Consider the following 23630-nt stretch of genomic DNA (forward strand, 5'->3'; position numbering starts at 1 on the left):
GTTACCCCCGGCTCTTGAACTGCTGAACGGCGTTCAGGCTCGTGTTCAGGTTCGGCACCGCGACCGTCAGCGATGCGCCGTCGACCTGCTTCAGCAGATCCTCGACGGTCTGCGTGTCCTTCGACGCCTGATCGAAATACTTGCCGAGCGACGCCTGCGCGGCGTGCAGGTCGGCCTTCATCGCGGGCTCGTTGCGCGCGAGCAGCGACAGCCGCGCGGTCAGCAGGCGCAGCTTCACGTTCTCGCGCACGAAATAGCCCTGGTCCGGCGACGCGAGCATCGCGTCGGCGTTGTCGATCCGGCGCACCTGCACGAGCCCCTTCAGCTGCTGGCCGAGGCCGGCCGAGAAGTCATGCCACCACACCTTCCAGCGCGGCTCGCCGGCAGCGGTCGCGGCCGATGCCGCGGACGGCTCGACCGCCTTCGGCGCCGCGTGCGGGACAATCGCCTCGCCGGCGAGCGGCAGCGCGTCGATCTTGCCGATCGCGTCGTCGAGCTTGATCGCGAGGCCCGTGAGGTCCGCCGACGGCGCGGCCTTCAGCTTCTCGATGTCCTGCGCGAGCGCCTTGCGCACCGTGACGGCCTGCGCGCTCTGCGACGTCGCGAGGCGCGCGTCGGCGTTCTGCAGCGCGATCAGCGCGAGCTGCGTATTGCCGGTCAGCTGCAGTTGCTGGCTCGCGCTCGACAGCATCTGGTCGACTTCCTCGAGCATCCACGCATCGCGGTTGCGCGACAGATCCTGGTATTGCTGCTGCAGCGCCTGCTGCGCGTTCTGTGCGTCGGCCAGCTTGCCGTCGAGCTGCGCGAGCTGCGTGTCGACCTGATGCGCGCTCGCGAGCGCCTGCTCGGTCTTGGTGCGGGTCTCGGCCGTCTGCGCGTCGAGCGCCTTCTGGCGCGCGACCAGCGCGTCGTCGAGCCGGTCGACCTTGCGGTTCAGCGCGTAGCCGCCGACGCCCGCCGCGCAGCCGAGCACGACGACGACCAGCCACAGCAGCGCACTGCCGCCGCGGCGCGCGGGCGGCTCGGACGCCATGTACGCGGGCCGGGACGGCGGTGCGGATGCAGCGGCCGGCTGGGAAGCGACACTTTTGGAATCGTTGGTATCTGTCATGCGTTTATTCACCGGTGCGGCTATCGCCGGTTGGACGGCCTCGTCGGCCATCGTTCGAAACGCGCGGACGATGCGCTCATCGCCCGCGCCGGTCAGCGTAATCCTATCAAAACCGAGTGCGCGCGCGGTCTGCTCGATCCGCGGATGCGGCGTCACGAGCGGCGCGTGCTTCAGCGCGTCGATCTCGGCGTCGTTCAGATGCGCGCGCGCCAGTTCGTGCAGGTTGCGCACGCCCTCCGAGCTCGTCACGAGCCACGCATGCGGCTCGCCGCCGAGCAGCGCATGCACGCGCTCCCATGCGCCGATGCGCGGTTCGGGCACGACGCGGCGATAGGCGGCGACCAGCGTCACGTCGGCGCCCGCGTCGCGCAGGCGGTCGGCGAGCCATTCGCGGCCGCCGTCGCCGCGCACGATCAGCACGCGCTTGCCGGACAGCGCGTGCGCGCCGCCGAACGCGGCTTCGATGCTCGCGTACAGGCTTTCGGAATCGTAATGCGGTGCGCTGCCGTCGGCGGGCGCCTGCGGCGCGATCACGCGATACGCGGGCGCCGCGATCCCGTGACGCTCGAGCGCCGCGACGCTGCCGGGCCCGACCACGCCGACCGGCAGCGCGTTCGGCCAGATCGCGCCGTACTGCGCGAGCGCGCGGTCGATCGCGTTCGGCGACACGAAGATCACCAGCGCGTAGTCGGCCAGCGCCGCGAACGCGGCGGCGAGCGGCGCCGGATCGTCGAGCGGCGCAATGTCGATCAGCGGGAATTCGAGCACCTCGCAACCGGCTTCGGCCAGTTGCGACGCGAGCCCGGCCGACTGTCCGTCCGGGCGCGTCAGGACGGCGGTGAACGCGCGCGCGCCGCCCGCCATCAGGCGTCGCCCTTGCCGGCCTGCGAGGCGGCGAGCAGCGCGTGGACGATCTCGAGCGCGCCCTGCGCCTCGAGTTCGTCGGACACCGCGCGGCCGAGCGCGAGCGCATCGGCGACGGTCATCACGGCCGCGCATTCCTCGGCCGTCAGCACGCGCTTGCCGTCGGTCGTCGACACGCGGCCCTGCAGATACAGCTCGCCCGCCCGCCACACCGCATGCGCGGCGAGCGGCACCTCGCAGCTGCCGCCGAGCGCGCGCGACACCATCCGCTCGGCCTCGACCGCGAGGGCGGTCTGCGCGTCGTGCAGCGGCGCGAGCCACGCAGCGACGTCGTCGCGGTGCGCGGCGATCTCGATGCCGAGCGCGCCCTGGCCGGCCGCGGGCGGGCTGTCCTCGACGTCGAGCAGCGCGCGGATCCGCGCTTCGAGACCGAGGCGCTTCAGGCCGGCGGCGGCGAGAATGATGCCCGCGTAGTCGCCGCGATCGAGCTTCGACAGGCGCGTGTCGAGGTTGCCGCGCAGCGGCAGCACCTGCAGGTGCGGATAGCGCGCGCGCAGCATCGCCTCGCGGCGCAGGCTCGACGTGCCGACGACCGCGCCGGCCGGCAGCGCATCGAGCGACGCGTAGTCGTTCGACACGAACGCGTCGCGCGGATCCTCGCGGCTCATGATCGCGGCGAGCGAGAAGCCGTCGGGCAGCGCCATCGGCACGTCCTTCAGCGAATGCACGGCGAGATCGGCGCGACCGTCGGCGAGCGCGTTCTCGAGTTCCTTCACGAACAGACCCTTGCCGCCGACCTTCGACAGCGTGCGATCGAGAATCTGGTCGCCGCGGGTCGTCATCCCGAGGATTTTTACGTCGCAAGCTGGATATAATTTGCGCAGCGCATCACGCACATGTTCGGCTTGCCACATCGCCAGGCGGCTCTCTCGCGAAGCAATCGTCAGCGTCGCCGGCGGCTGTGCCTGTTTCGGCCCGGCCGAAAGGATCTCGGAATTCATTACAGGAACATCGAAGGACGGGATTGAAGATCGAACAATGGTAGCACGCACGCCCCAGCCCGCCCGGGCCTGGAGCCCGCGCCGCCCCGCCCGCGCGCGGCGCGCGACGCCGATGCGCAGATGTGCCGCACCCAGCTGGTTGCTTGACCGCAGTTCCCGCAGTTCCTTTTGACTCGAGCTTTCCCAAGGAAACCCATCGTGAAGTCTTCCGGATCGGCGCGTACGACACGCCGCAATGCTGCCCTGCCCTCCTCCGACGCTCCGACGAGCACCGTCACCACCGCCGCGAACGGTCGTGCGAAACCGGCAACGAAACCGAAAGCCACGATACCTCAGACCAAACGCGCGACCGGCGCGGCGAAGCCCGCCGCGCGCACGCGCGAGGACAAGGACCGCCCGCTGTTCGAGGACATCCGCTTCCTCGGCCGCCTGCTCGGCGACGTGGTGCGCGAACAGGAAGGCGACACCGTGTTCGACGTCGTCGAAACGATCCGCCAGACTGCCGTCAAGTTCCGCCGCGAGGACGACCACGAGGCCGCGCAGACGCTCGAGAAGAAGCTGCGCAAGCTGACGCCCGAGCAGACGGTGAGCGTCGTGCGCGCGTTCAGCTATTTCTCGCATCTCGCGAACATCGCCGAGGACCGCCATCACAACCGCCGCCGCCGCATCCACGCGCTGGCCGGTTCCACGCCGCAGCCGGGCACCGTCGCATATGCGCTCGACCAGCTGAAGACGACCGGCAATGCATCGAAGCGCCTGCTGCAGCGCTTCTTCGACGACGCGCTGATCGTGCCGGTGCTGACCGCGCACCCGACCGAGGTACAGCGCAAGAGCATCCTCGACGCGCAGCACGACATCGCGCGGCTGCTCGCCGAGCGCGATCAGGAACTGACCGCGCGCGAGCGCCAGCACAACGAAGCGATGCTGCGCGCGCGCGTGACCGCGCTGTGGCAGACCCGCATGCTGCGCGACGCGCGCCTGACCGTCGGCGACGAGATCGAGAACGCGCTGTCGTACTACCGCGCGACCTTCCTCGACGAACTGCCCGCGCTATACGGCGACATCGAGGCCGCGCTCGCCGAGCACGGCCTGCCCGCGCGCGTGCCCGCGTTCTTCCAGATGGGCAGCTGGATCGGCGGCGACCGCGACGGCAACCCGAACGTGACGGCCGCGACACTCGACGAGGCGATCAACCGCCAGTCGGCCGTGATCCTCGAGCACTACCTGGAGCAAGTGCACAAGCTCGGCGCCGAGCTGTCGGTGTCGAACCTGCTGGTCGGCGCGAACGACGCGGTGAAGGCGCTGGCGGCGGCGTCGCCCGACCAGTCGCCGCACCGCGTCGACGAGCCGTACCGCCGTGCGCTGATCGGCATCTACACGCGGCTCGCCGCGAGCGCGCGCGTGCGTCTCGGCGAAGGCACGGTGCCGGTGCGCAGCGCGGGGCGCGGCGCGCCGCCGGTGCGCGCGACGCCGTACGCGGATTCCGACGAGTTCGTCGCCGACCTGAAGGTGTTGACCGCGTCGCTCGCCGAGCACCACGGCGCATCGCTCGCCGCGCCGCGCCTCGCGCCGCTGATGCGCGCGGCCGAGGTGTTCGGCTTCCATCTCGCGAGCATCGACCTGCGCCAGAGCTCCGACATCCACGAGGCGGTGGTCGCCGAGCTGTTCGCGCGCGCGGGCGTCGAGGCCGACTACGCAGGGCTCGCCGAGGAAGACAAGCTGCGCGTGCTGCTGGCGGCGCTCGCCGATCCGCGCCCGCTGCGCTCGCCGTATATCGAATACTCGGCGCTCGCGCAGAGCGAGCTCGGCGTGTTCGAGAAGGCGCGCGACGTGCGCGCGCAGTTCGGCGCACGCGCGGTGCGCAACTACATCATCTCGCATACGGAAACGGTCAGCGACCTCGTCGAGGTGCTGCTGCTGCAGAAGGAAACCGGGCTGCTCGAAGGCACGCTCGGCACGCCCGACGGCCATGCGCGCAGCGGCCTGATGGTGATCCCGCTGTTCGAGACGATCCCCGACCTGCGCGACGCGTCGCGCATCATGCGCGAGTACTTCGCGCTGCCGGGCATCGAGGCACTGATCGCGCACCAGGGCGGCGAGCAGGAAGTGATGCTCGGCTACTCGGACAGCAACAAGGACGGCGGCTTCCTGACGTCGAACTGGGAACTGTACCGCGCGGAGCTCGCGCTCGTCGAACTGTTCCGCGCACGCAAGATCACGCTGCGGCTGTTCCACGGTCGCGGCGGCACGGTCGGCCGCGGCGGCGGCCCGACCTACCAGGCGATCCTGTCGCAGCCGCCGGGCACCGTGAACGGCCAGATCCGCCTGACCGAACAGGGCGAGGTGATCGCGAGCAAGTTCGCGAACCCCGAGATCGGCCGGCGCAACCTCGAGACGGTGGTCGCCGCGACGCTCGAGGCGTCGCTGCTGCCGCAGTCGAACGCGCCCGCGCAACTGCCCGCGTTCGAGGCCGCGATGCAGACGCTGTCCGACGACGCGATGGCCGCGTACCGTGCGCTCGTCTACGAAACGCCCGGCTTCACCGACTACTTCTTCTCGTCGACGCCGATCACCGAGATCGCCGAGCTGAACATCGGCAGCCGTCCGGCGTCGCGCAAGCTGCAGGATCCGAAGAACCGCCGCATCGAGGACCTGCGCGCGATTCCGTGGGGCTTCTCGTGGGGCCAGTGCCGGCTGCTGTTGACCGGCTGGTACGGCTTCGGCAGCGCGGTGAGCGCGTATCTCGACGGCGCGGGCGACGAGGCCGAGCGCGGCAAACGGCTTGCGCTGCTGAAGAAGATGAACAAGACCTGGCCGTTCTTCGCGAACCTGCTGTCGAACATGGACATGGTGCTCGCGAAGACCGATCTCGCGGTCGCGTCGCGCTATGCGCAGCTGGTGGCCGACCGCAAGCTGCGCAAGCACGTGTTCGAGCGGATCGTCGCCGAATGGGAGCGCACCTCGCAGGCGCTCGCGGAAATCACCGGGCACGAAGGCCGTCTCGCGACCAACCCGCTGCTCGCGCGTTCGATCAAGAACCGCTTCCCGTATCTCGATCCGCTGAACCATCTGCAGGTCGAACTGATCAAGCGACACCGCGCGGGCGACACCAACGCGCGGCTGCGCCGCGGGATTCACCTGACGATCAACGGGATCGCGGCCGGCCTGCGCAACACGGGCTGATCCGCATGCGGCGCGCGCCGGTGTACGCCGGTGCCCGACCGGCGCGGCAGAAGCCGCGACACGCCGATACGCGTGTCGCGGCTTTTTTCATGTCAATGCGCGTCGATCAGCAGCGCATCGTGTTCGAACGAGCCGTCGGCCTGCACCGCGTAGTACGCGCGCACCTCGTCGGGCGCATGCGCCCACAGCGCGCGAATGCCGGCGACGCTGTCTTCCGGCGTGCGGATCCGTTCGACCCACGTCGCGAAATCGATCGGCAGGCGCCAGCGGCTGTGCACCTGCGCGTCGAAACCGGCGTCGCGGAACATCGCGAGCCATTCGTCCGCGCGGTAGTCGCGCACGTGCGACGCGTCGCGCAACACTTCGGCCGCCTGCAGGTACGTGTCGAGCAGCGGATGGTCGTTGCCCGCGATGTCGATCATCAGCACGCGGCCGCCCGGCTTCAGCACGCGCCGCACCTCGGCGAGCGCCGCGGGAACGTCGTGCCAGTGGTGCGCGCTCATCCGGCTCACGACCCGGTCGAACCTCGCCGCGTCGAACGGCAGGCGCTCGGCCGGCCCCTGCTGCGTACGGATGTTCGCAAGCCCGCGCTCGCGCGCGGCCGCATCGACGGTCGCGAGCATCGGCGCGGCCAGATCGTATGCGACCACCTCGCGCACGTGCGGCGCGACCGCGAAACTCGCGTGGCCCGCACCGCAGCCGAGATCGAGCACCGCCGCATCGGGCGTCGCGCGCATCGCGTCGGCAAGCGTCTGCAGATCGGCGCCCGTCGCGTGGACGGTGCTCGTCAGATAGGCGGCGGCCGTCGTGCCGAATGCGTCGGCGACCTGATCGTGGTGTTTCATCGCATGTTTCTCCTGTCTGATCCGCGAGCGCACCGGCGCCGGCGGCCCCGTGCACGGCGGCGCGCCGTCGCGCTGGCGCAGGTCCCGTGCAGGGTCGGTCTTATGCACGCTGCCTGTCAGCGCACGAGCCGCTACAATAGGCCTGCGTTTGTACCAGTACAAGTCAAGTAGTTATTCTGGTATTCGATACACCTGTCAAATCCTTTGCCGCCTGCGCTTCGCCGTTTTCGCATGAACCCTTCCTCCTCCGCGCCCGTCCCGCCGCTCGACGCCACGCCCGCCCGTGCGCTCGGCGAATTCATCCGTGCCCACCGCGAGCGGCTGTCGCCGCAGGCCGTCGGCCTGCCGCCCGGCCCGCGCCGCCGCACGCCGGGGCTGCGGCGCGAGGAAGTCGCGCAGCTGTGCGGCGTCAGCCCGACCTGGTACACGTGGATCGAACAGGGCCGCCCCGTGTCGGCGTCGGCCGACGCGCTCGCGCGGATCGCGGTCGCGCTGCAGCTGTCGAAGGCCGAGCGCGCGTACCTGTTCGAGCTGGCCGCGCAGCGCGACCCGGCCGAACCCGACGTCGCGGCCGGCGACCTGCCGCCGACGCTCGCGGCCACCGTCGCGGCGATCGCGACGCCTGCCTACGTGCTCGACCGCCAATGGAACGCGCTCGCGTGGAACGCGCCCGCTACCGCGCTGTTTGCCGGCTGGCTCGACGGCGAGCACGACCGCAACCTGCTGCGCTTCACGTTCATGTCGCCGGCCGCGCGCACGCTGATCGTCGACTGGGACACCCGCGCGCGGCGGCTCGCGGCCGAGTTCCGCGCCGATTCGATCCGCCACCTCGCCGACGCGCCGACCCGCGCGCTGATCGACGCGCTGACGGCCGGCAGCGACGCGTTCGCGCAATACTGGGCGTCGCAGGACGTGTTCGAGCGCGAAGGCGGGCTGCGCGAATTCGATCATCCGCAGCACGGCCGGCTCGTGTACCAGCAGATCACGCTGAAGCCCGCGCATCGCGAGGACCTGAAGCTCGTCGTGCTGGTGCGCGACTGACGCGGCTGCCGCGCGCCGCGCCGCGCCGCGGCGGGCGGCCCCGCGAATGTTAGAATCCCCGGATTCCTCGGCGGCGCACGCCGCCCAACTCCCCTTCGAAGAATCGCCATGACGTCCCAACTGCACAAAAAGGGCGAGGCCTGGTCGGCCCGCTTCTCCGAACCGATGTCGGAGCTGGTCAAGCGCTATACGTCGTCGGTGTTTTTCGACAAGCGCCTCGCGCTCGTCGACATCGCCGGCTCGCTCGCGCACGCGAACATGCTCGCGGCGCAGAAGATCATCAGCGCCGACGACCTCGCCGCGATCGAACGCGGGATGGCGCAAATCAAGGGCGAGATCGAGCGCGGCGAGTTCGAATGGCAGCTCGATCTGGAAGACGTCCACCTGAACATCGAGGCGCGCCTGACCGCGCTGATCGGCGATGCGGGCAAGCGCCTGCATACGGGCCGCTCGCGCAACGACCAGGTCGCGACCGACATCCGTCTGTGGCTGCGCGGCGAGATCGACCGCATCGGCGGCCTGCTGAACGACCTGCGCGGCGCGCTGATCGACCTCGCGGAACAGCACGCCGACACGATCATGCCGGGCTTCACGCACCTGCAGGTCGCGCAGCCCGTCACGTTCGGCCACCACCTGCTCGCGTACGTCGAGATGTTCACGCGCGACGCGCAGCGCATGCGCGACTGCCGCACGCGCGTAAACCGCCTGCCGCTCGGCGCGGCCGCGCTCGCCGGCACCAGCTACCCGATCGACCGTCATGCGGTCGCGAAGTCGCTCGGCTTCGACGATATCTGCACGAACTCGCTCGACGCGGTGTCGGATCGTGACTTCGCAATCGAATTCACGGCCGCGGCGGCGCTCGTGATGACGCACGTGTCGCGCTTCTCCGAAGAACTCGTGCTGTGGATGAGCCCGCGCGTCGGCTTCATCGACATCGCCGACCGCTTCTGCACCGGCAGCTCGATCATGCCGCAGAAGAAGAACCCGGACGTGCCCGAGCTCGCGCGCGGCAAGACCGGCCGCGTGAACGGCCACCTGATGGCGCTGCTCACGCTGATGAAGGGCCAGCCGCTCGCGTACAACAAGGACAACCAGGAAGACAAGGAACCGCTGTTCGACACGGTCGACACCGTCGCCGACACGCTGCGGATCTTCGCCGAGATGGTCGCCGGCATCACCGTGAAGCCGGACGCGATGCGCGCGGCCGCGCTGCAGGGCTTCTCGACCGCCACCGACCTCGCCGACTATCTGGTCAAGCGCGGCCTGCCGTTCCGCGACGCGCACGAAGCCGTCGCGCACGCAGTGAAGATCTGCGACGACCGCGGCATCGATCTCGCCGACCTGACGCTCGACGAAATGAAGCAGGAACTGCCGAACGTCGCGCACCTGATCGGCGACGACGTGTTCGGCTACCTGACGCTCGAAGGCTCGGTCGCGAGCCGCAACCACCCGGGCGGCACCGCGCCGGACCAGGTGCGTGCAGCGGCGAAGGCCGCGCGCGCCGCCCTCGGCCAGTAAGCCCGCCCCGTGCAGACGGACGCCTTCGGCGTCCGTTTTTTATTCCGGCGGCGACGACCGCCGCCTGCTCCCTGCTTCCCGGATGCCCCCGATGACCTTCTCCGCCGCGCTCTTCGACATGGACGGCCTGCTCGTCGATTCCGAGCGGACCATCATGAACACGTGGATCGACGTGTCGGGCGCGCATGGCGTCGTGCTGACCGTCGCCGACTACCTGCAGATCGTCGGCCGCTCGTTCGCCGAAGGCCAGACGGTCCTCGCGCGGCTGATCGGCGACCCGGACACGTTCGACGCGGTGCGCACGCGCGTGCGCGAGCGGCTCGCGGCACCCGAGCCGCATCCGAAGTTTCCGCTGAAGCCGGGCGCGCTGGCGCTGCTCGACGCGCTCGCGCAGGCCGGCATCCCGTGCGCGGTGGCGTCGTCGTCCGCGCAGGACGTGATCCGCGCGCGGCTCGACGCGGTCGGCGTGCTGCCGTACTTCCAGGCGATCGCGAGCGGCACCGAGGTCGCGCGCGGCAAGCCCGACCCGGCCGTATACCGGCTCGCGGCCGAGCGCCTCGGCGTGCCGGCACATGCGTGCGTCGCGTTCGAGGACAGCGATTTCGGCGCGCAGTCGGCAGCCGGCGCGGGTGCGTCGGTCGTCACCGTGCCCGACCTGAAGGCGCCGACGCCCGAGATCGTCGCGCTGAGCCTGCACGTGCTCGCGTCGCTCGACGATGCGGTCGCGCTCGTGCCGTCGTGGTTCGGCCGGCACGATACGCAGCCCGCGTAGCGCGTCACACCGTCTCCCAATGCAAACGGGCACCTCGCGGTGCCCGTCGTGCGCGGCCGTCGAACCGGCGGCGTCGGTCCTTCGACGTTACTTGTTGCCGGCCGTCTCCGACAGCCGCTTCATCGTCGCGATGCGCGCGCCGATCAGGTCGACGCGTCCGTCCTCGCCGACGAGCGGCGCCGTCGCGTCGCGAAACGCGATCCATGCGCGCTGCGCGCGCACCAGCGTCGCGGCCGAATGCGCGGGCATCTTGCGGCGCAGCTTCTGGTAATAGCGGTTCAGGTCGAACACCGCATGCTCGCACGCGGCATCCTGCTCGCACGGGCGCACGCGGCGCACGGCCGAATCGCGCGGCGCGTTCGCCGCCTTCGGGTCGGGCCGCCCGGCCGCGTTCGCGGCGCCCTGCGCGCCGCTGGTGGCAGCCACCGGCACCGCGGGCGGCGGCGCATAGCGGTCGGCCGCCGCGCGCAGTGCCAGCGCGCGATCGCGCACCGGCTGCAGCTGCATGTCGGCGCTCGCCATCGTGTACATCGTGCCGCGCGTCGTGTCGTACACGGCCTTCAGCAGATGCGCCTCGTCCTTGCGCCACGTCAGCCAGCGCCGCTGGCTGTCCTGCCAGCCGCGCTTCGCGTCGGCCGGCGCATCCTTCAACAGGCGCTGGTACGCGCCGTCCATCACCGTCTGCCACTGCTGCTGCGCCTCGCCCATGCACTGGATCTGGCCCGCCGTCGACGACCGGTCGCGCCGCGCGAGGCATTGCCGCATCGCGACGTCGACCGGGTCGGCCGCGGCGACTTCCGCGTGCGCCGTACCCGCCCCCGCCCACCATGCCGCCCAGACGACGAGCGCGGCCGCCGCCGCGCGCATCGTCCGGTGTGTTCCGTGCGTCGCCATCAGTCGCGCACGCAGTCGACGAAGTATTCGACGCGGCCGTTCACCTCTTCCGCGACGAGGCCGTGGATATCGGTGTGGAAGCCCGGGAAGCGCTCGTTGAAGTCGCGCGCGAACCGCAGGTAGTTGACGATCGTCTTGTTGAAGCGCTCGCCCGGGATCAGCAGCGGAATGCCCGGCGGGTACGGCGTCAGCAGGATGCTCGTCACGCGGCCTTCGAGCTCGTCGAGCGGCACGCGGTCGATCTTGCGGTGCGCGAGCTTCGCGAACGCGTCCGACGGCTTCAGCGCCGGCTCCATGTCCGACAGGTACATCTCGGTCGTCAGGCGCGCGATGTCGTTGGCGCGGTACACGTCGTGGATCTGCGTGCACAGGTCGCGCAGGCCGACGCGCTCGTAGCGCGGATGCTGCGCGACGAATTCCGGCAGCACGCGCCACAGCGGCTGGTTGTTGTCGTAGTCGTCCTTGAACTGCTGCAGCTCGGTCACCATCGAGTTCCAGCGGCCCTTCGTGATGCCGATCGTGAACATGATGAAGAACGAGTACAGGCCGGTCTTCTCGACGATGATCCCGTGCTCGGCCAGGTACTTCGTGACGATCGCGGCCGGAATGCCGGTGTCGCCGAACTCGCCGTCGACGTCGAGCCCCGGCGTGATGATCGTCGCCTTGATCGGGTCGAGCATGTTGAAGCCTTCCGCGAGCGGGCCGAAGCCGTGCCAGTGGTCGTTCGGCTTCAGCATCCAGTCGTCGCGCGAGCCGATGCCTTCCTCGGACAGGTCGTCCGGACCCCACACGCGGAAGAACCAGTCGTCGCCGTACTCGGCGTCGACCTTGCGCATCGCGCGGCGGAAGTCGATCGCCTCGGCGATCGATTCCTCGACGAGCGCGGTGCCGCCCGGCGGCTCCATCATCGCGGCCGCGACGTCGCACGATGCGATGATCGCGTACTGCGGGCTCGTCGACGTGTGCATCAGGTACGCCTCGTTGAAGCGGTGCTTGTCGAAGGTGCGGTTCTCCGAATCCTGCACGACGATCTGCGACGCCTGCGAGATGCCGGCGAGCAGCTTGTGCGTCGAGTGCGTCGCGAACACCAGCGCGCCGGTGCGCGGACGGCCGTCGCCGATCGCGTGCATGTCGCGGTAGAAGTCGTGGAAGGTCGCGTGCGGCAGCCACGCTTCGTCGAAGTGCAGCGTGTCGAGCAGGTCGCCGAGCAGGTCCTTGATCATCTCGACGTTGTACACGACGCCGTCGTAGGTGCTCTGCGTGATCGTCAGGATGCGCGGCTTCAGGTCCGGGTTCTCGCGCAGCGCCTCGCGCGCGAACGGGTTCGCCTCGATCTTCTTGCGGATGTTCTCCGGCTTGAACTCGTCGCGCGGGATCGGCCCGATGATGCCGAAGTGGTTGCGCGTTGGCGTCAGGAACACCGGAATCGCGCCCGTCATCGTGATCGCGTGCAGGATCGACTTGTGGCAGTTGCGGTCGACCAGCACGATGTCGCCCGGCGCGACCGTCGCATGCCAGACGATCTTGTTCGACGTCGACGTGCCGTTGGTCACGAAGAACAGGTGGTCGGCGCTGAAGATGCGCGCCGCGTTGCGCTCGGACGCCGCGACCGGGCCGGTGTGGTCGAGCAACTGGCCGAGTTCGTCCACGGCATTGCAGACGTCCGCGCGCAGCATGTTCTCGCCGAAGAACTGGTGGAACATCTGGCCGAGCGGGTTCTTCAGGAACGCGACGCCGCCCGAGTGGCCCGGGCAGTGCCACGAGTACGAGCCTTCGTCCGCGTACTTGACCAGTTCCTTGAAGAACGGCGGCGCGAGCGAGTCGAGATAGACCTTCGCCTCGCGGATGATGTGGCGCGCGACGAACTCCGGCGTGTCCTCGAACATGTGGATGAAGCCGTGCAGCTCGCGCAGGATGTCGTTCGGCAGATGGCGCGACGTGCGCGTCTCGCCGTACAGGAAGATCGGGATGTCCGCGTTGCGGCGGCGCACTTCGGTGACGAACGCGCGCAGCTCGATGATCGCGGTGGCGAGCTCCGGCAGCTCGCCGTCCGGGCCCGTTTCGCCGAGCATCAGCTCGTCGTCGTCGATCGACAGGATGAAGCACGACGCGCGGCTCGACTGCTGCGCGAACGACGTCAGATCGCCGTAGCTCGTGAGGCCGAGGACTTCGACGCCCTCCTTCTCGATCGCTTCGGCCAGCGCCCGGATGCCGGAGCCCGAGATGTTCTCGGAGCGGAAATCTTCGTCGATGATCACGACGGGGAAACGAAACTTCATGGGCGATTCTCCAAAAAGAACGACCGCGGCGCGTCACGCGCAGCGGTCACCCGGAAACTGGTGAGACGTTATGCAAGCAGATCAGGTTTTCGGCAGCGTGACACCGCGCTGCCCCTGATACTTGCCGCCGCGATCGGCGTACGACACGTCGCACACCTCGTCGCTCTCGAAGAAGAGCACCTGCGCGACGCCTTCGTTCGCGTAGATCTTCGCGGGCAGCGGCGTGGTGTTCGAGAATTCCAGCGTGACGTAGCCTTCCCACTCGGGTTCGAACGGCGTCACGTTGACGATGATCCCGCAGCGCGCATAGGTCGACTTGCCGAGGCAGACCGTCAGCACGGTGCGCGGAATGCGGAAATATTCGACGGTGCGGGCCAGCGCGAACGAGTTCGGCGGGATGATGCACACGTCGCCCTTGAAATCGACAAACGAACCCTCGTCGAAGTTCTTCGGATCGACGATCGTCGAGTTGATGTTCGTGAAGATCTTGAATTCGTCCGCGCAGCGGATGTCGTAGCCGTAGCTCGACGTGCCGTAGCTGACGATCCTGCGACCGTCCTCGGACGCGCGGACCTGATCGGGCACGAACGGCTCGATCATCTTGTGCTCTTCGGCCATGCGCCGAATCCATTTGTCGGACTTGATGCTCATAACGGGGCGCCTGGAAACGCTGCGTGACGGTGGGTGTTGGGCTCAGGCCGCCGGTTCGGGCCGGCGGCCGGGAAAGGCGCACATTTTACGCGATCATCGGCTCGCGCATGCGCCCCCGTCACCGGATCACGCCGCACGCGAGCGCAGGCCCCGCGCCGTGCTGCGGAAACGCGGGGTCGCTCGCGTCGCGGTGCACCAGCGCCGCGCGGTTCAGCGCGGAGCGCACGCCGTCGAGGGCCAGATCGGGCGCGACGATGAAGCCGGCCGCGACGCCGTTCGCGTCCGCATGGATGTTGCCGAGATCGCCGGCGACCCGCGCGCCCGCGCGCAGGCGGTCGGCGGCCGGCGCGAACACCTGGCCGGCGCTCGAGCCGTCGCCCGCGTTGCAGTCGCCGCGCTCGTGCACCTGCAGCGCGTGATCGCTGTTCGGCGGCAGGCCGACGAGGTTGTAGGTGACCTGGACGCCGTCCGGGCGCTCGACGAAGGTCACCGCGCCGCGCGTCTGCGAGCCGACCGTCGGCTGCAGCTGCGCGTCGGCCCGTTTTTCGTGCGACGAGGAAAAGGAAGTACAGCCGGCCAGCAGGCCCAGCGCGGCGGCGGCCAGCAGCGCGCGCCGCGCGCGGCCGGCGCGCACGCCGTGATGTCGTTGGTTCATTCGATCCTCATGCCGGCCGACGGCCATTCGACATGGCGGCCGCGCCGGACGGGTAAAGGGACCCGGGAAAAGTCGCCATGATACCGCGCCTCGCGGCGCCGTAAACAGCGTGAGGCCCCGCCCCGCAAGGGTTTTACGTATTTTGAACAACGATCGACGGGAACTTCGACGTCATGTCGCGCGCGCGCTCGGCAATTGCCAGCGCGACGCCGCGCGCGATGTCGCGGTAGCGGCGCGCCAGCGCGCCGTCCGGATCGGCCGCGACCGTCGGCGCGCCGCTGTCGGCCCGCTCGCGAATCGCGATGTCGAGCGGCAGGCTGCCGAGCACGGTCACGCCGTAGTCCTTCGCCATCCGCTCGGCGCCGCCCGCGCCGAAGATGTGCTCCTCGTGGCCGCAGTTCGAGCACACGTGGATGCTCATGTTCTCGACGATGCCGAGGATCGGGATGCCGACCTTCTCGAACATCTTCAGGCCCTTCTTCGCGTCGAGCAGCGCGATGTCCTGCGGCGTCGTGACGATCACCGCGCCCGTCACCGGCACGCGCTGCGCGAGCGTCAGCTGGATGTCGCCGGTGCCCGGCGGCATGTCGACGATCAGGTAGTCGAGCTCGCGCCAGTTGGTCTGCCGCAGCAGCTGCTCGAGCGCCGACGTCGCCATCGGGCCGCGCCACACCATCGGGTTGTCCTCCTCGATCAGGAAGCCGATCGAGTTGGCTTGCAGCCCGTGGCCGACCAGCGGGTTCATCGACTGGTTGTCCGGCGACTCGGGGCGCTGGCCGTGGATGCCGAGCATCGTCGGCAGCGACGGGCCGTAGATGTCCGCGTCGAGGATGCCGACCGACGCGCCTTCCGCGGCCAGCGCGAGCGCGAGGTTCACGGCCGTCGTGCTCTTGCCGACGCCGCCCTTGCCCGACGCGACCGCGACGATGTTCTTCACGTTCGGCAGCAGCTTCACGCCGCGCTGCACCGTGTGCGCGACGATCTCCTGCGACACGTTCACGCGCGCGTCGCGCACGCCCGGCACACTGCGCAACGCGGCGACGACGCGCGCGCGCACGTCGTCGTACTGGCTGCGCGCGGGATAGCCGAGCACCACGTCGACCGCCACGACGTCGCCGTCGATCGCGACGTTGCGCACACCCTTGTTCGCCGCATACGGGCGCTCGGTATTGGGGTCGACGACCGCCGCCAGCGCGGCGTCGACTTGTGCCCGGTCAATGCTCATCGAAACTCCGTGAAAACGTTTTTTTCGCGCTCAAACGTCAAGAAATATCAAATAACGCGGCGAAAATCGGGAAAAGTGAAAGAATCTGTTGCACGCCATTGCGCGAACGCGCGCGGCGGCGCAATCTTCGCGTGCGGCACGCTATGGGGCCAAATCGGCCGCCTACCGCCTATATTGTAGAGGCTGACGCGCCGCCCTGTCCGAACAGCCACGCTGACGGGCTGGGCATGCGGCCGCCTCGGCGGCTGCCGCGAGCACGGGCCGACCCTCCTTTTTCCGGGCGGCCCGCGTAGGGAGCCGTAGCTGTTGATGTCGTTGTCGACTCGTTCAACCAAGAGAGGAATCCAAGATGAACATGAAAATCGCGACCCGCTTGTCCGTCTTCGCACTGGCCGGCGCACTGCTGGCAGGCTGCGCGACGCAGCAAGGCAACAACACGGCCGTCGGCACCGGCACGGGTGCGGCGCTGGGCGCAGGGATCGGCGCACTGGCGGGCGGCGGCAAGGGCGCGGCGATCGGCGCAGGCGTCGGCGCGCTGGTCGGCGGCGTGACGGGCTACAACTGGCAAGCGATCAAGAACAAGCTCGCGCCGTCGGCGGCGCAGACGGGCACGCAGGTCACCGAGCAGCCGGACGGCTCGCTGAAGCTGAACGTGCCGAGCTCGGTCACGTTCGCGACCAACCAGTACGCGATCACGCCGGCCTTCACGCCGCTGCTGAACGACCTGGCGACGACGCTGAACCAGAATCCGCAAGTGACGGCCTCGATCGTCGGCTACACGGACAGCACCGGTTCGGCCCAGCTGAACCAGACGCTGTCGCAGAACCGTGCACAGAGCGTCGTGAACGCGCTCGTGCAGCGCGGCGTCGCGGGCGGCCGCCTGTCGGCGCAGGGCATGGGCGCGTCGAACCCGATCGCGGACAACGCGACCGAAGCCGGCCGCGCACAGAACCGCCGTGTCGAGATCTACCTGCGCGCGCCGCAGCAGCATCAATAAGCTCGGCAACAAGAGCGAGAGTGCGGGCGCGCTGCCCGCACAGCCCCGCCGGACAAGGCTTTCGGCCGTGCCGGTAACAAATCGAAAAAAATTTCGAACTTCTGTCGCGCGCCGTGGTCTGTCTTTACGGTACGCGGCTGGTGTTGCCGGCGCGTCACCATTCTCCTCTTGTCGTTGTTGCTCCGGGGCCGTATCCGCCCCGGTTTTTTTTGCCCGCGAAATTTGCGCTGCGCCGCAGCATCGCCCCGCCGGGCATGCCGCCTGCGCCGCCCGGCGCATCTGCCGGCACCCGCCTCGACCGCCGGCCCGCGTTGCCGCGCCGCGCCCCTGCTAGAATCGCAGTTTCCCGTCGTTTTTCCGCTGTTCTCTACCGACCCTATGTCCGCATCCGACCTCACTTCCGTGCAGGCCGCGGCGCCGCAAGGCCGCCGCCAGATCCTCGTCACGTCCGCCCTGCCCTACGCCAACGGCCAGATCCATATCGGCCACCTGGTCGAGTACATCCAGACCGACATCTGGGTGCGGACGCTGCGAATGCACGGGCACGAGGTCTACTACATCGGCGCCGACGACACGCACGGCACGCCGGTCATGCTGCGCGCGGAGAAGGAAGGCCTGACCCCGAAGCAGCTGATCGAGCGCGTGTGGGCCGAGCACAAGCGCGACTTCGACAGCTTCGGCGTGTCGTTCGACAACTTCTACTCGACCGATTCCGAAGAGAACCGCGTGCTGAGCGAGAAGATCTATCTCGCGCTGAAGGAAAACGGGCTGATCGCCGAGCGAGAGATCGAACAGGCGTACGACCCGGTCAAGGAAATGTTCCTGCCGGACCGCTTCATCAAGGGCGAGTGCCCGAAGTGCCACGCGAAGGACCAGTACGGCGACAGCTGCGAAGTGTGCGGCTCGACCTATCTGCCGACCGAGCTGCTGAACCCGTACTCGGTCGTGTCGGGCGCGACGCCCGTGCGCAAGACCTCGACGCACTACTTCTTCCGCCTGTCCGACCCGCGCTGCGAGTCGTTCCTGCGTGAATGGGTCGGCGGCCTCGCGCAACCCGAGGCGACCAACAAGATGCGCGAGTGGCTCGGCGACGCCGGCGAGGCGAAGCTCGCCGACTGGGACATCTCGCGCGACGCGCCGTACTTCGGCTTCGAGATCCCGGGCGCGCCCGGCAAGTACTTCTACGTGTGGCTCGACGCGCCGGTCGGCTACTACGCGAGCTTCAAGAACCTGTGCGAGCGCAACGGCGTCGACTTCGACGCGTGGATCCGCCCGGGCTCGACCGCAGAGCAGTACCACTTCATCGGCAAGGACATCCTGTATTTCCACACGCTGTTCTGGCCGGCGATGCTCGAGTTCTCGGGTCACCGCACGCCGACCAACGTGTTCGCGCACGGCTTCCTGACCGTCGACGGCGCGAAGATGTCGAAGTCGCGCGGCACCTTCATCACCGCGCAGAGCTACATCGACACGGGGCTGAACCCCGAATGGCTGCGCTACTACTTCGCCGCGAAGCTGAACGCGACGATGGAAGACCTCGACCTGAACCTCGAGGATTTCCAGGCGCGCGTGAACAGCGACCTGGTCGGCAAGTACGTGAACATCGCGAGCCGCGCGGCCGGCTTCCTGATCAAGCGCTTCGACGGGCGCGTGCAGGACAGCGCGATGAACCATCCGCTCGTCGCGAAGCTGCGCGACGCGATCCCGCAGATCGCCGCGCAGTACGAGGCGCGCGAATACGGCCGCGCGCTGCGCCACACGATGGAGCTCGCGGACGAAGTCAACGCGTACGTCGACGGTGCGAAGCCGTGGGAGCTCGCGAAGGACCCGGCCAACGCGGTCGCGCTGCACGAAACCTGCAGCGTGAGCCTCGAGGCGTTCCGCCTGCTGTCGCTCGCGCTGAAGCCGGTGATGCCGCGTGTCGCGGAAGCCGTCGAGGCGTTCTTCGGGATCGCGCCGCTCGCGTGGGCCGACGCGGCGAAGCCGCTGTCGTCCGCGCAGCCGATCCGCGCGTACCAGCACCTGATGACGCGCGTCGACGCGAAGCAGATCGAAGCGCTGCTCGCCGCGAACCGCGATTCGCTGCAGGCCGACGCAGCCGGCGCGGCTGCCGCGGGCGCGGCCGCCGCCGCGAAGGATGCGAAGCAGGCCAAGGCGAACGCGAAGCCGGTCGCCGTCAATGGCGCGGACGGCGATGCGCCGATCTCGATCGACGATTTCGCGAAAGTCGACCTGCGCATCGCGAAGATCGTCGCGTGCCAGGCCGTCGAAGGCTCGGACAAGCTGCTGCAGCTCACGCTCGACATCGGCGAGGAAAAGACCCGCAACGTGTTCTCGGGCATCAAGTCCGCGTATCAGCCCGAGCAGCTGGTCGGCAAGCTGACGGTGATGGTCGCGAACCTCGCGCCGCGCAAGATGAAGTTCGGGCTGTCCGAAGGGATGGTGCTCGCCGCATCGGCGACCGACGAGAAGGCCGAGCCGGGCCTGTACATCCTCGAGCCGCACAGCGGCGCGAAGCCCGGCATGCGCGTGAAGTAAGCGGCCCGCCGCCGCTCGCGCGACCCGCCCCGCACGATGCGTGCGGGGCTTTTTTGTATCCGGGCGCGGCGTCTGCGCGCGATGCGTACGACGCGCGACTTCGCGGATCACGCCGCCGATCGCCGCTGCCGCGCTGCGCTGCCGCCCCCACTTCTGCGCGCGGCCGCTGAATCCGGCCGCCCCGGCGGCGTCGCCGCGCCGTGCGACGCCCGCCCTGTCCTCAGCGCCGGCTGAACCAGCGGTCGAAGCGCCGCGTGTAGTTCAGGTCGACGCCCTGGAACGTGCCGCCGTACGCGGACACCGACCAGAAGCGCGTCAGGTTGATCGTCGCCTTGAACGCGTTGCTCGCCGATTGCAGCCCCTGCTCGAAGCCGAGCACGAAGCGCTCGTTGATCGCCTTCGACACCAGCACGACCTGCGGATCGGTCAGGCCGACTTCGCTGCGGCCGATCGATACCTCGTCGAGGCCGAAGGTCTGCGCGACGCGCTTGCCGGTCACGCTGCCGAGCAGCCCGAGCGCCGCCGTCATCGCCCCCTGCTGGCCGACGTTGTTGCCCTGGTCGGTGCCGTGCCCGAACAGCAGCCACGACAGCTTTTCGTTATCCGTGACGTTCGGCTCCGACACCAGCTTGACCGTCAGCGACTGGATCGTGCCCGTCACCTGCACGCCGGCCTCGACCTCCTGGTTGCGCCGCATCGCGAGAATGTTCACGCCCGGGTTCGACACCGGGCCGTTGAACGTGAAGAAGCCGTTCTCGATCGCGAGCTTGCGGCCGAACGACGTGTAGGTCGAGCCTTCGGTCACGCGCACGTTGCCGACCGCGCGCAGCGGCACGCCCGGCGCGCTCATCACGGTGATCGTGCCGCGCAGGCCGAGATCCGCGCCGTGCCCCCTGAAGCGGAAGTTGTTGCCGAGCCCGATGTCGATGTTCGCGCGCGGCGCGAGCGACGGCGCCGGCTTGTCGGTGACCTTCTGCGGCTTCCCGGCCGCGGTGCCGCTCGGCGTCTCGCCGCGCACCGTGCCGTCCGGCTGCACGATCACGACATCGTCGGACAGGTGCGGCGCCGCATCCTCCGGCAGGTCGAACAGCGCGCGATCGACGACGAACTTGCCGTCGATCGACATCCCGCCGCGCGGCCCGTCGTTCGCGACGGTCGCCTTGCCCGACAGCGACAGCTTGCGGTCCGGCGCGGCGAACAGCTCCAGCTTGTCGGCGACGATGCTCGCGGTCAGGTCGGGCGCCTCGCCGTCGAGGCGCACGCGCCCGATCGCGCGCAACGTGCCGTCGCCGCCGTGGAACTCGACCTGCTGGAATTCGACGAGGTTCTCCGCGAGCTTCACGCGCACGATGCCGTCCTTCAGCTGCACGCCCTGGTCGATCAGCGTCGCCGACAGGTCGTCGCCCGTCAGCATCCCCGACAGGTTCGGCTTCGCCGGCGTGCCGGCGACCGTCAGCTTCAGCGCCGCGCGCCCGCCGAGCAGGTAGCTCGGCCCGAACAGGTTGCCGGTCGCCTTCAGCGAAGGCACGTCGGCATCGATGCGGCCCGACAGCGGACCGTCGTCGGCGACCGACAGCACGCCGCCGCGCAGCGCGAACGGCACCGCAACGTTCGCGTCGAACGTGCCGATCCGGTTCGCCTTCGCCTGCGCGGTCACGTTGAGCCGGTTGCCGGGGCCGAACGCCGCGCGCGCGGACAGCTCGGTCAGCCCGAGCGACGCGATGCCGCGCCCGCTTTCGACCGTCACGTCGCCGCCGCGGCGCTTCACCTGCAGGTAGCCGGTCGCGCTCGCGCCGATCGAGAAGTCCCAGTCGGCGTCGAGCACGACGTCGGTGCGCACCGGCGGCCGCTGGCCCGTCATCTCCTGGCGAATTTCGAGGAAACGCGCAACCGACGCACCGCTCACGGAACCCGCGGAGCGCATCTGGCCGTGATCGAACACGAACGACTTCAGGTCGATCGCCGCACCTTCGAGCGTGAGCCGCGTCGCGCCGAGCGTCACGCGGCCCGCGCCGGCCGATACGGTCAGCGGCGCCTGCAGCGCGACCGCCGGCGTGCCGCGGTTCGCCAGACGCGTGACGGTGCCGTCCCAGCGCATCCCGTCGCGGTTTTCGACGACGCCGCCGTTCGCCGCGAGCGTCAGGTCGATCATGCGGCCGCCAGCGGTCCCGAGCGCCGACGCTTCGAGCGTGTGCTTCGCGCGCGTGCCGTCGAGGTTCGCGCGCAGCGACTTGAGCTGCAGCGAGCCCAGCGCGAGGTCGCTCGCATCGGCCGTGAACACGAGCGCGCCGTGCGCGCCGTCGCGGATGTCCGCGCGCCCCTGCGCGGCGCCGATCCGGTTCGAGCCGACGACCACGTGCTCGGCCTTGTAGGTTGCCGTCACGTTCGGATGCGCGAAGCTGCCGGTCAGGTCGCCCTGCGCCTGCACGAGTCCTTCGATGCCGAAGCCGAGCCGGTCGAGCTGCGGCGCGTCGACGACGAAGCGCAGCCGGTCGCCCGGCGCGCCGAAGCTGCCGCGCAGGTCGACATGGTTGCCGGCGATCGACAGCGTCGCGTTGCTCGGCAGAATCCGCGAGCCGGCCAGCTGCACGACGCCGGCGCCGGTCAGCGGCACGCCGTCGTACAGGCTGTCGCCGAGCTTGAAGGTCGCCTTGGTCGACACCTGCGGCGCGAGCGCGCCCGACGCCGTCAGCGTGCCCGTCACGCGCGTCTCGCCGCGCCCGGCCGGGGCCTTGGCGGCCGGCGCCGGCTTCGTCTTGCCGGCGCCGGCCTTCGGCGCGCTCATCGCGGCAAGGAGCAGCGGATCGAACGCGGTCAGCGTCGCCTTCGCGTCGTAGCTCGAATGCGCGTCGCGACGGAACACGCCCGTCAGGTCGATGCGGCCCTTGCCCGCCGTCACGCGCGCGTCGGTCAGCACGGTCTGCTGCGCGGTCAGCGCGACCTTCGCGCGCGCGCCGAGCGCAAGCTTCGGATCGGCCAGGTCGAAATCGACGGTCGTCGCATCGCCCGCGAGCATCACGCCGAGCGGGCCGCCGAGCCGCATCGGCCGCAGCTCGGCGACGAACGCGTTCAGGTCGAGGTTCGCGACCTTCAGGTCGAAGCGGCCCTTGCCGCCCTTCAGCGTGCCGCCGCCCGTCACGCTGCCGTCGCGGATCAGCTTCAGCGCGAGGCCGTCGACCCGCTGCGCATGCGCGTCGAGATGCACCGTCGCGCGCGCATCGACGACCGGCAGCAGATGGTCGCCGAGCGTGCCGGGCTTCGCGTTGACGATCGACACCGGGCCCGTTACCGCGAAACCGTGCGGCTGCGCAGCACCGGCCGGCGCGGTCACCGGCGCGAGTTCCGCGCGCACCGCGAGATCCGCGGCCGGCGCGCCCGGCGCGATCGCCTGCGGATTCACGTGGTCGAACGCGAGCGACGCGCGCGTGAGCGGCACGTCGCCGAACGGCGCGGCCTCGACGTGCGCGCGCCCGTTCAGCTTCATCCCGCTCGCGTCGATGTCGGCGACCAGCGCCTCGAGCGAGCCCGACACGCGCGCACGCGCATCGACCGGCTCGTCGGCAAGCTTGCCCGTATAGGTCGCGTCGCCCGTCAGCGCGAACGGCTTCACGCCGTCGAGCTGCGCGCGCGCGGTCAGCGCGCCGTACGGCGTATCGATGCTGTCGAGCGCCAGTTCGTGGTGGCGGCCGTCGCTGCGCCCGCTCAGCGCGATGCGGTCGAGCTGCGTCGTCGAGGCGCCTTCGTGGATCGCCAGGTGGTCGATGCGCAGGTCGTCGATCCGCAACTGCAGCGGCAGGCTCAGATCCTGCGGCGTCTTCGACGGCGTCGACGGCCCCGGCACGATCCGCACGTCGATCGTACCCGCGCGCAGATAGGCGATCGACAGCCGCAGCGGCGCGCGCGTCAGCGCCCAGCGCCCGTCGAGCCGGTCGACGCGCAGTTCGGTGCCGGCGCCGCCCGGGCTCGTCCACGCGACGTCGCGCAGCCGCACGCCGGTCGCGAGCGCGCCGCCGTCGAGCGTGCCGGCAAGCCGCCCGCCGAGCACGCGCACGGCCG

The 23630-nt window shown here is 69.7% G+C and carries 15 protein-coding genes; 6 read left to right on the top strand and 9 right to left on the bottom strand.

Features of this window, described 5'->3' with window-relative positions:
* Position 1: 1 nt before the first annotated feature.
* Both hemDX and hemC read right to left on the bottom strand, forming a co-directional pair.
* Positions 2-1975 carry a fused uroporphyrinogen-III synthase HemD/membrane protein HemX gene (gene hemDX / locus BST28156_RS22235; protein WP_174903377.1) on the bottom strand — a complete coding sequence of 658 codons (1974 nt, stop codon included), beginning with the start codon at positions 1973-1975 and terminating at the stop codon, positions 2-4.
* Complete coding sequence (gene hemC / locus BST28156_RS22240; protein WP_060245087.1) at positions 1975-2976, bottom strand: hydroxymethylbilane synthase; 1002 nt, start codon at positions 2974-2976, stop codon at positions 1975-1977. The genes hemDX and hemC overlap by 1 nt, the downstream gene beginning before the upstream one ends.
* Before the next feature lie 198 nt (positions 2977-3174).
* Between hemC and ppc the strand changes: the two genes are divergently transcribed.
* Positions 3175-6159 (top strand): phosphoenolpyruvate carboxylase, encoded by a 2985-nt coding sequence (gene ppc, locus BST28156_RS22245; RefSeq protein ID WP_174903378.1) that lies wholly within the window; start codon positions 3175-3177, stop codon positions 6157-6159.
* A gap of 92 nt (positions 6160-6251) precedes the next feature.
* Here ppc and BST28156_RS22250 read toward each other — a convergent pair whose 3' ends face one another.
* Entirely contained in the window at positions 6252-7004 is a 753-nt protein-coding gene (locus BST28156_RS22250; RefSeq protein WP_174903379.1) for a class I SAM-dependent methyltransferase, read from the bottom strand.
* Positions 7005-7235: 231 nt separating this feature from the next.
* Here BST28156_RS22250 and BST28156_RS22255 point away from each other — a divergent pair, with 231 nt between their 5' ends.
* The 3 genes from BST28156_RS22255 (at position 7236) to BST28156_RS22265 (ending at position 10335) form a co-directional block, all read left to right on the top strand.
* Positions 7236-8045 (top strand): helix-turn-helix transcriptional regulator, encoded by an 810-nt coding sequence (locus BST28156_RS22255; protein WP_174903380.1) that lies wholly within the window; start codon positions 7236-7238, stop codon positions 8043-8045.
* A gap of 108 nt (positions 8046-8153) precedes the next feature.
* Positions 8154-9563: an argininosuccinate lyase gene (argH, locus tag BST28156_RS22260; protein WP_060245090.1), complete on the top strand. Its 1410-nt coding sequence runs from the start codon at positions 8154-8156 to the stop codon at positions 9561-9563.
* A gap of 91 nt (positions 9564-9654) precedes the next feature.
* Complete coding sequence (locus BST28156_RS22265) at positions 9655-10335, top strand: HAD family hydrolase (RefSeq protein ID WP_060245091.1); 681 nt, start codon at positions 9655-9657, stop codon at positions 10333-10335.
* A gap of 87 nt (positions 10336-10422) precedes the next feature.
* Here BST28156_RS22265 and BST28156_RS22270 read toward each other — a convergent pair whose 3' ends face one another.
* The 5 genes from BST28156_RS22270 to apbC form a co-directional block, all read right to left on the bottom strand.
* The gene (locus BST28156_RS22270; RefSeq protein ID WP_244131356.1) at positions 10423-11229 is read right to left on the bottom strand and encodes a lysozyme inhibitor LprI family protein; all 807 of its coding nucleotides are present in this window, start codon (positions 11227-11229) and stop codon (positions 10423-10425) included.
* Positions 11229-13508, bottom strand: a complete 2280-nt coding sequence (locus BST28156_RS22275) for an arginine/lysine/ornithine decarboxylase (RefSeq protein ID WP_060245093.1) — start codon at positions 13506-13508, stop codon at positions 11229-11231. The genes BST28156_RS22270 and BST28156_RS22275 overlap by 1 nt, the downstream gene beginning before the upstream one ends.
* An 81-nt stretch (positions 13509-13589) precedes the next feature.
* On the bottom strand, positions 13590-14159 hold the full coding sequence (gene dcd, locus BST28156_RS22280) for a dCTP deaminase (RefSeq protein ID WP_006398615.1): 570 nt from the start codon (positions 14157-14159) through the stop codon (positions 13590-13592).
* Between the two features lie 118 nt (positions 14160-14277).
* Complete coding sequence (sodC, locus tag BST28156_RS22285; protein WP_174903381.1) at positions 14278-14814, bottom strand: superoxide dismutase [Cu-Zn]; 537 nt, start codon at positions 14812-14814, stop codon at positions 14278-14280.
* Positions 14815-14947: 133 nt separating this feature from the next.
* Positions 14948-16039, bottom strand: coding sequence for an iron-sulfur cluster carrier protein ApbC (gene apbC, locus BST28156_RS22290; RefSeq protein WP_174903382.1), 1092 nt, complete (start codon positions 16037-16039; stop codon positions 14948-14950).
* A 349-nt stretch (positions 16040-16388) separates the two neighbouring features.
* On the opposite strand from apbC, the gene BST28156_RS22295 reads away from it, so the two are divergent.
* Positions 16389-17036 (top strand): YiaD family glycine zipper/OmpA-like lipoprotein, encoded by a 648-nt coding sequence (locus BST28156_RS22295; RefSeq protein WP_040127958.1) that lies wholly within the window; start codon positions 16389-16391, stop codon positions 17034-17036.
* A gap of 378 nt (positions 17037-17414) precedes the next feature.
* Entirely contained in the window at positions 17415-19574 is a 2160-nt protein-coding gene (metG, locus tag BST28156_RS22300; RefSeq protein WP_174903383.1) for a methionine--tRNA ligase, read from the top strand.
* A gap of 220 nt (positions 19575-19794) precedes the next feature.
* Here metG and BST28156_RS22305 read toward each other — a convergent pair.
* The coding region (locus BST28156_RS22305) for a translocation/assembly module TamB domain-containing protein (RefSeq protein ID WP_254596412.1) at positions 19795-23630 on the bottom strand (3836 nt) is incomplete at its 5' end.

It is taken from the genome of Burkholderia pseudomultivorans, assembly GCF_902499075.1.
Classification (GTDB): Bacteria; Pseudomonadota; Gammaproteobacteria; order Burkholderiales; family Burkholderiaceae; genus Burkholderia; species Burkholderia pseudomultivorans.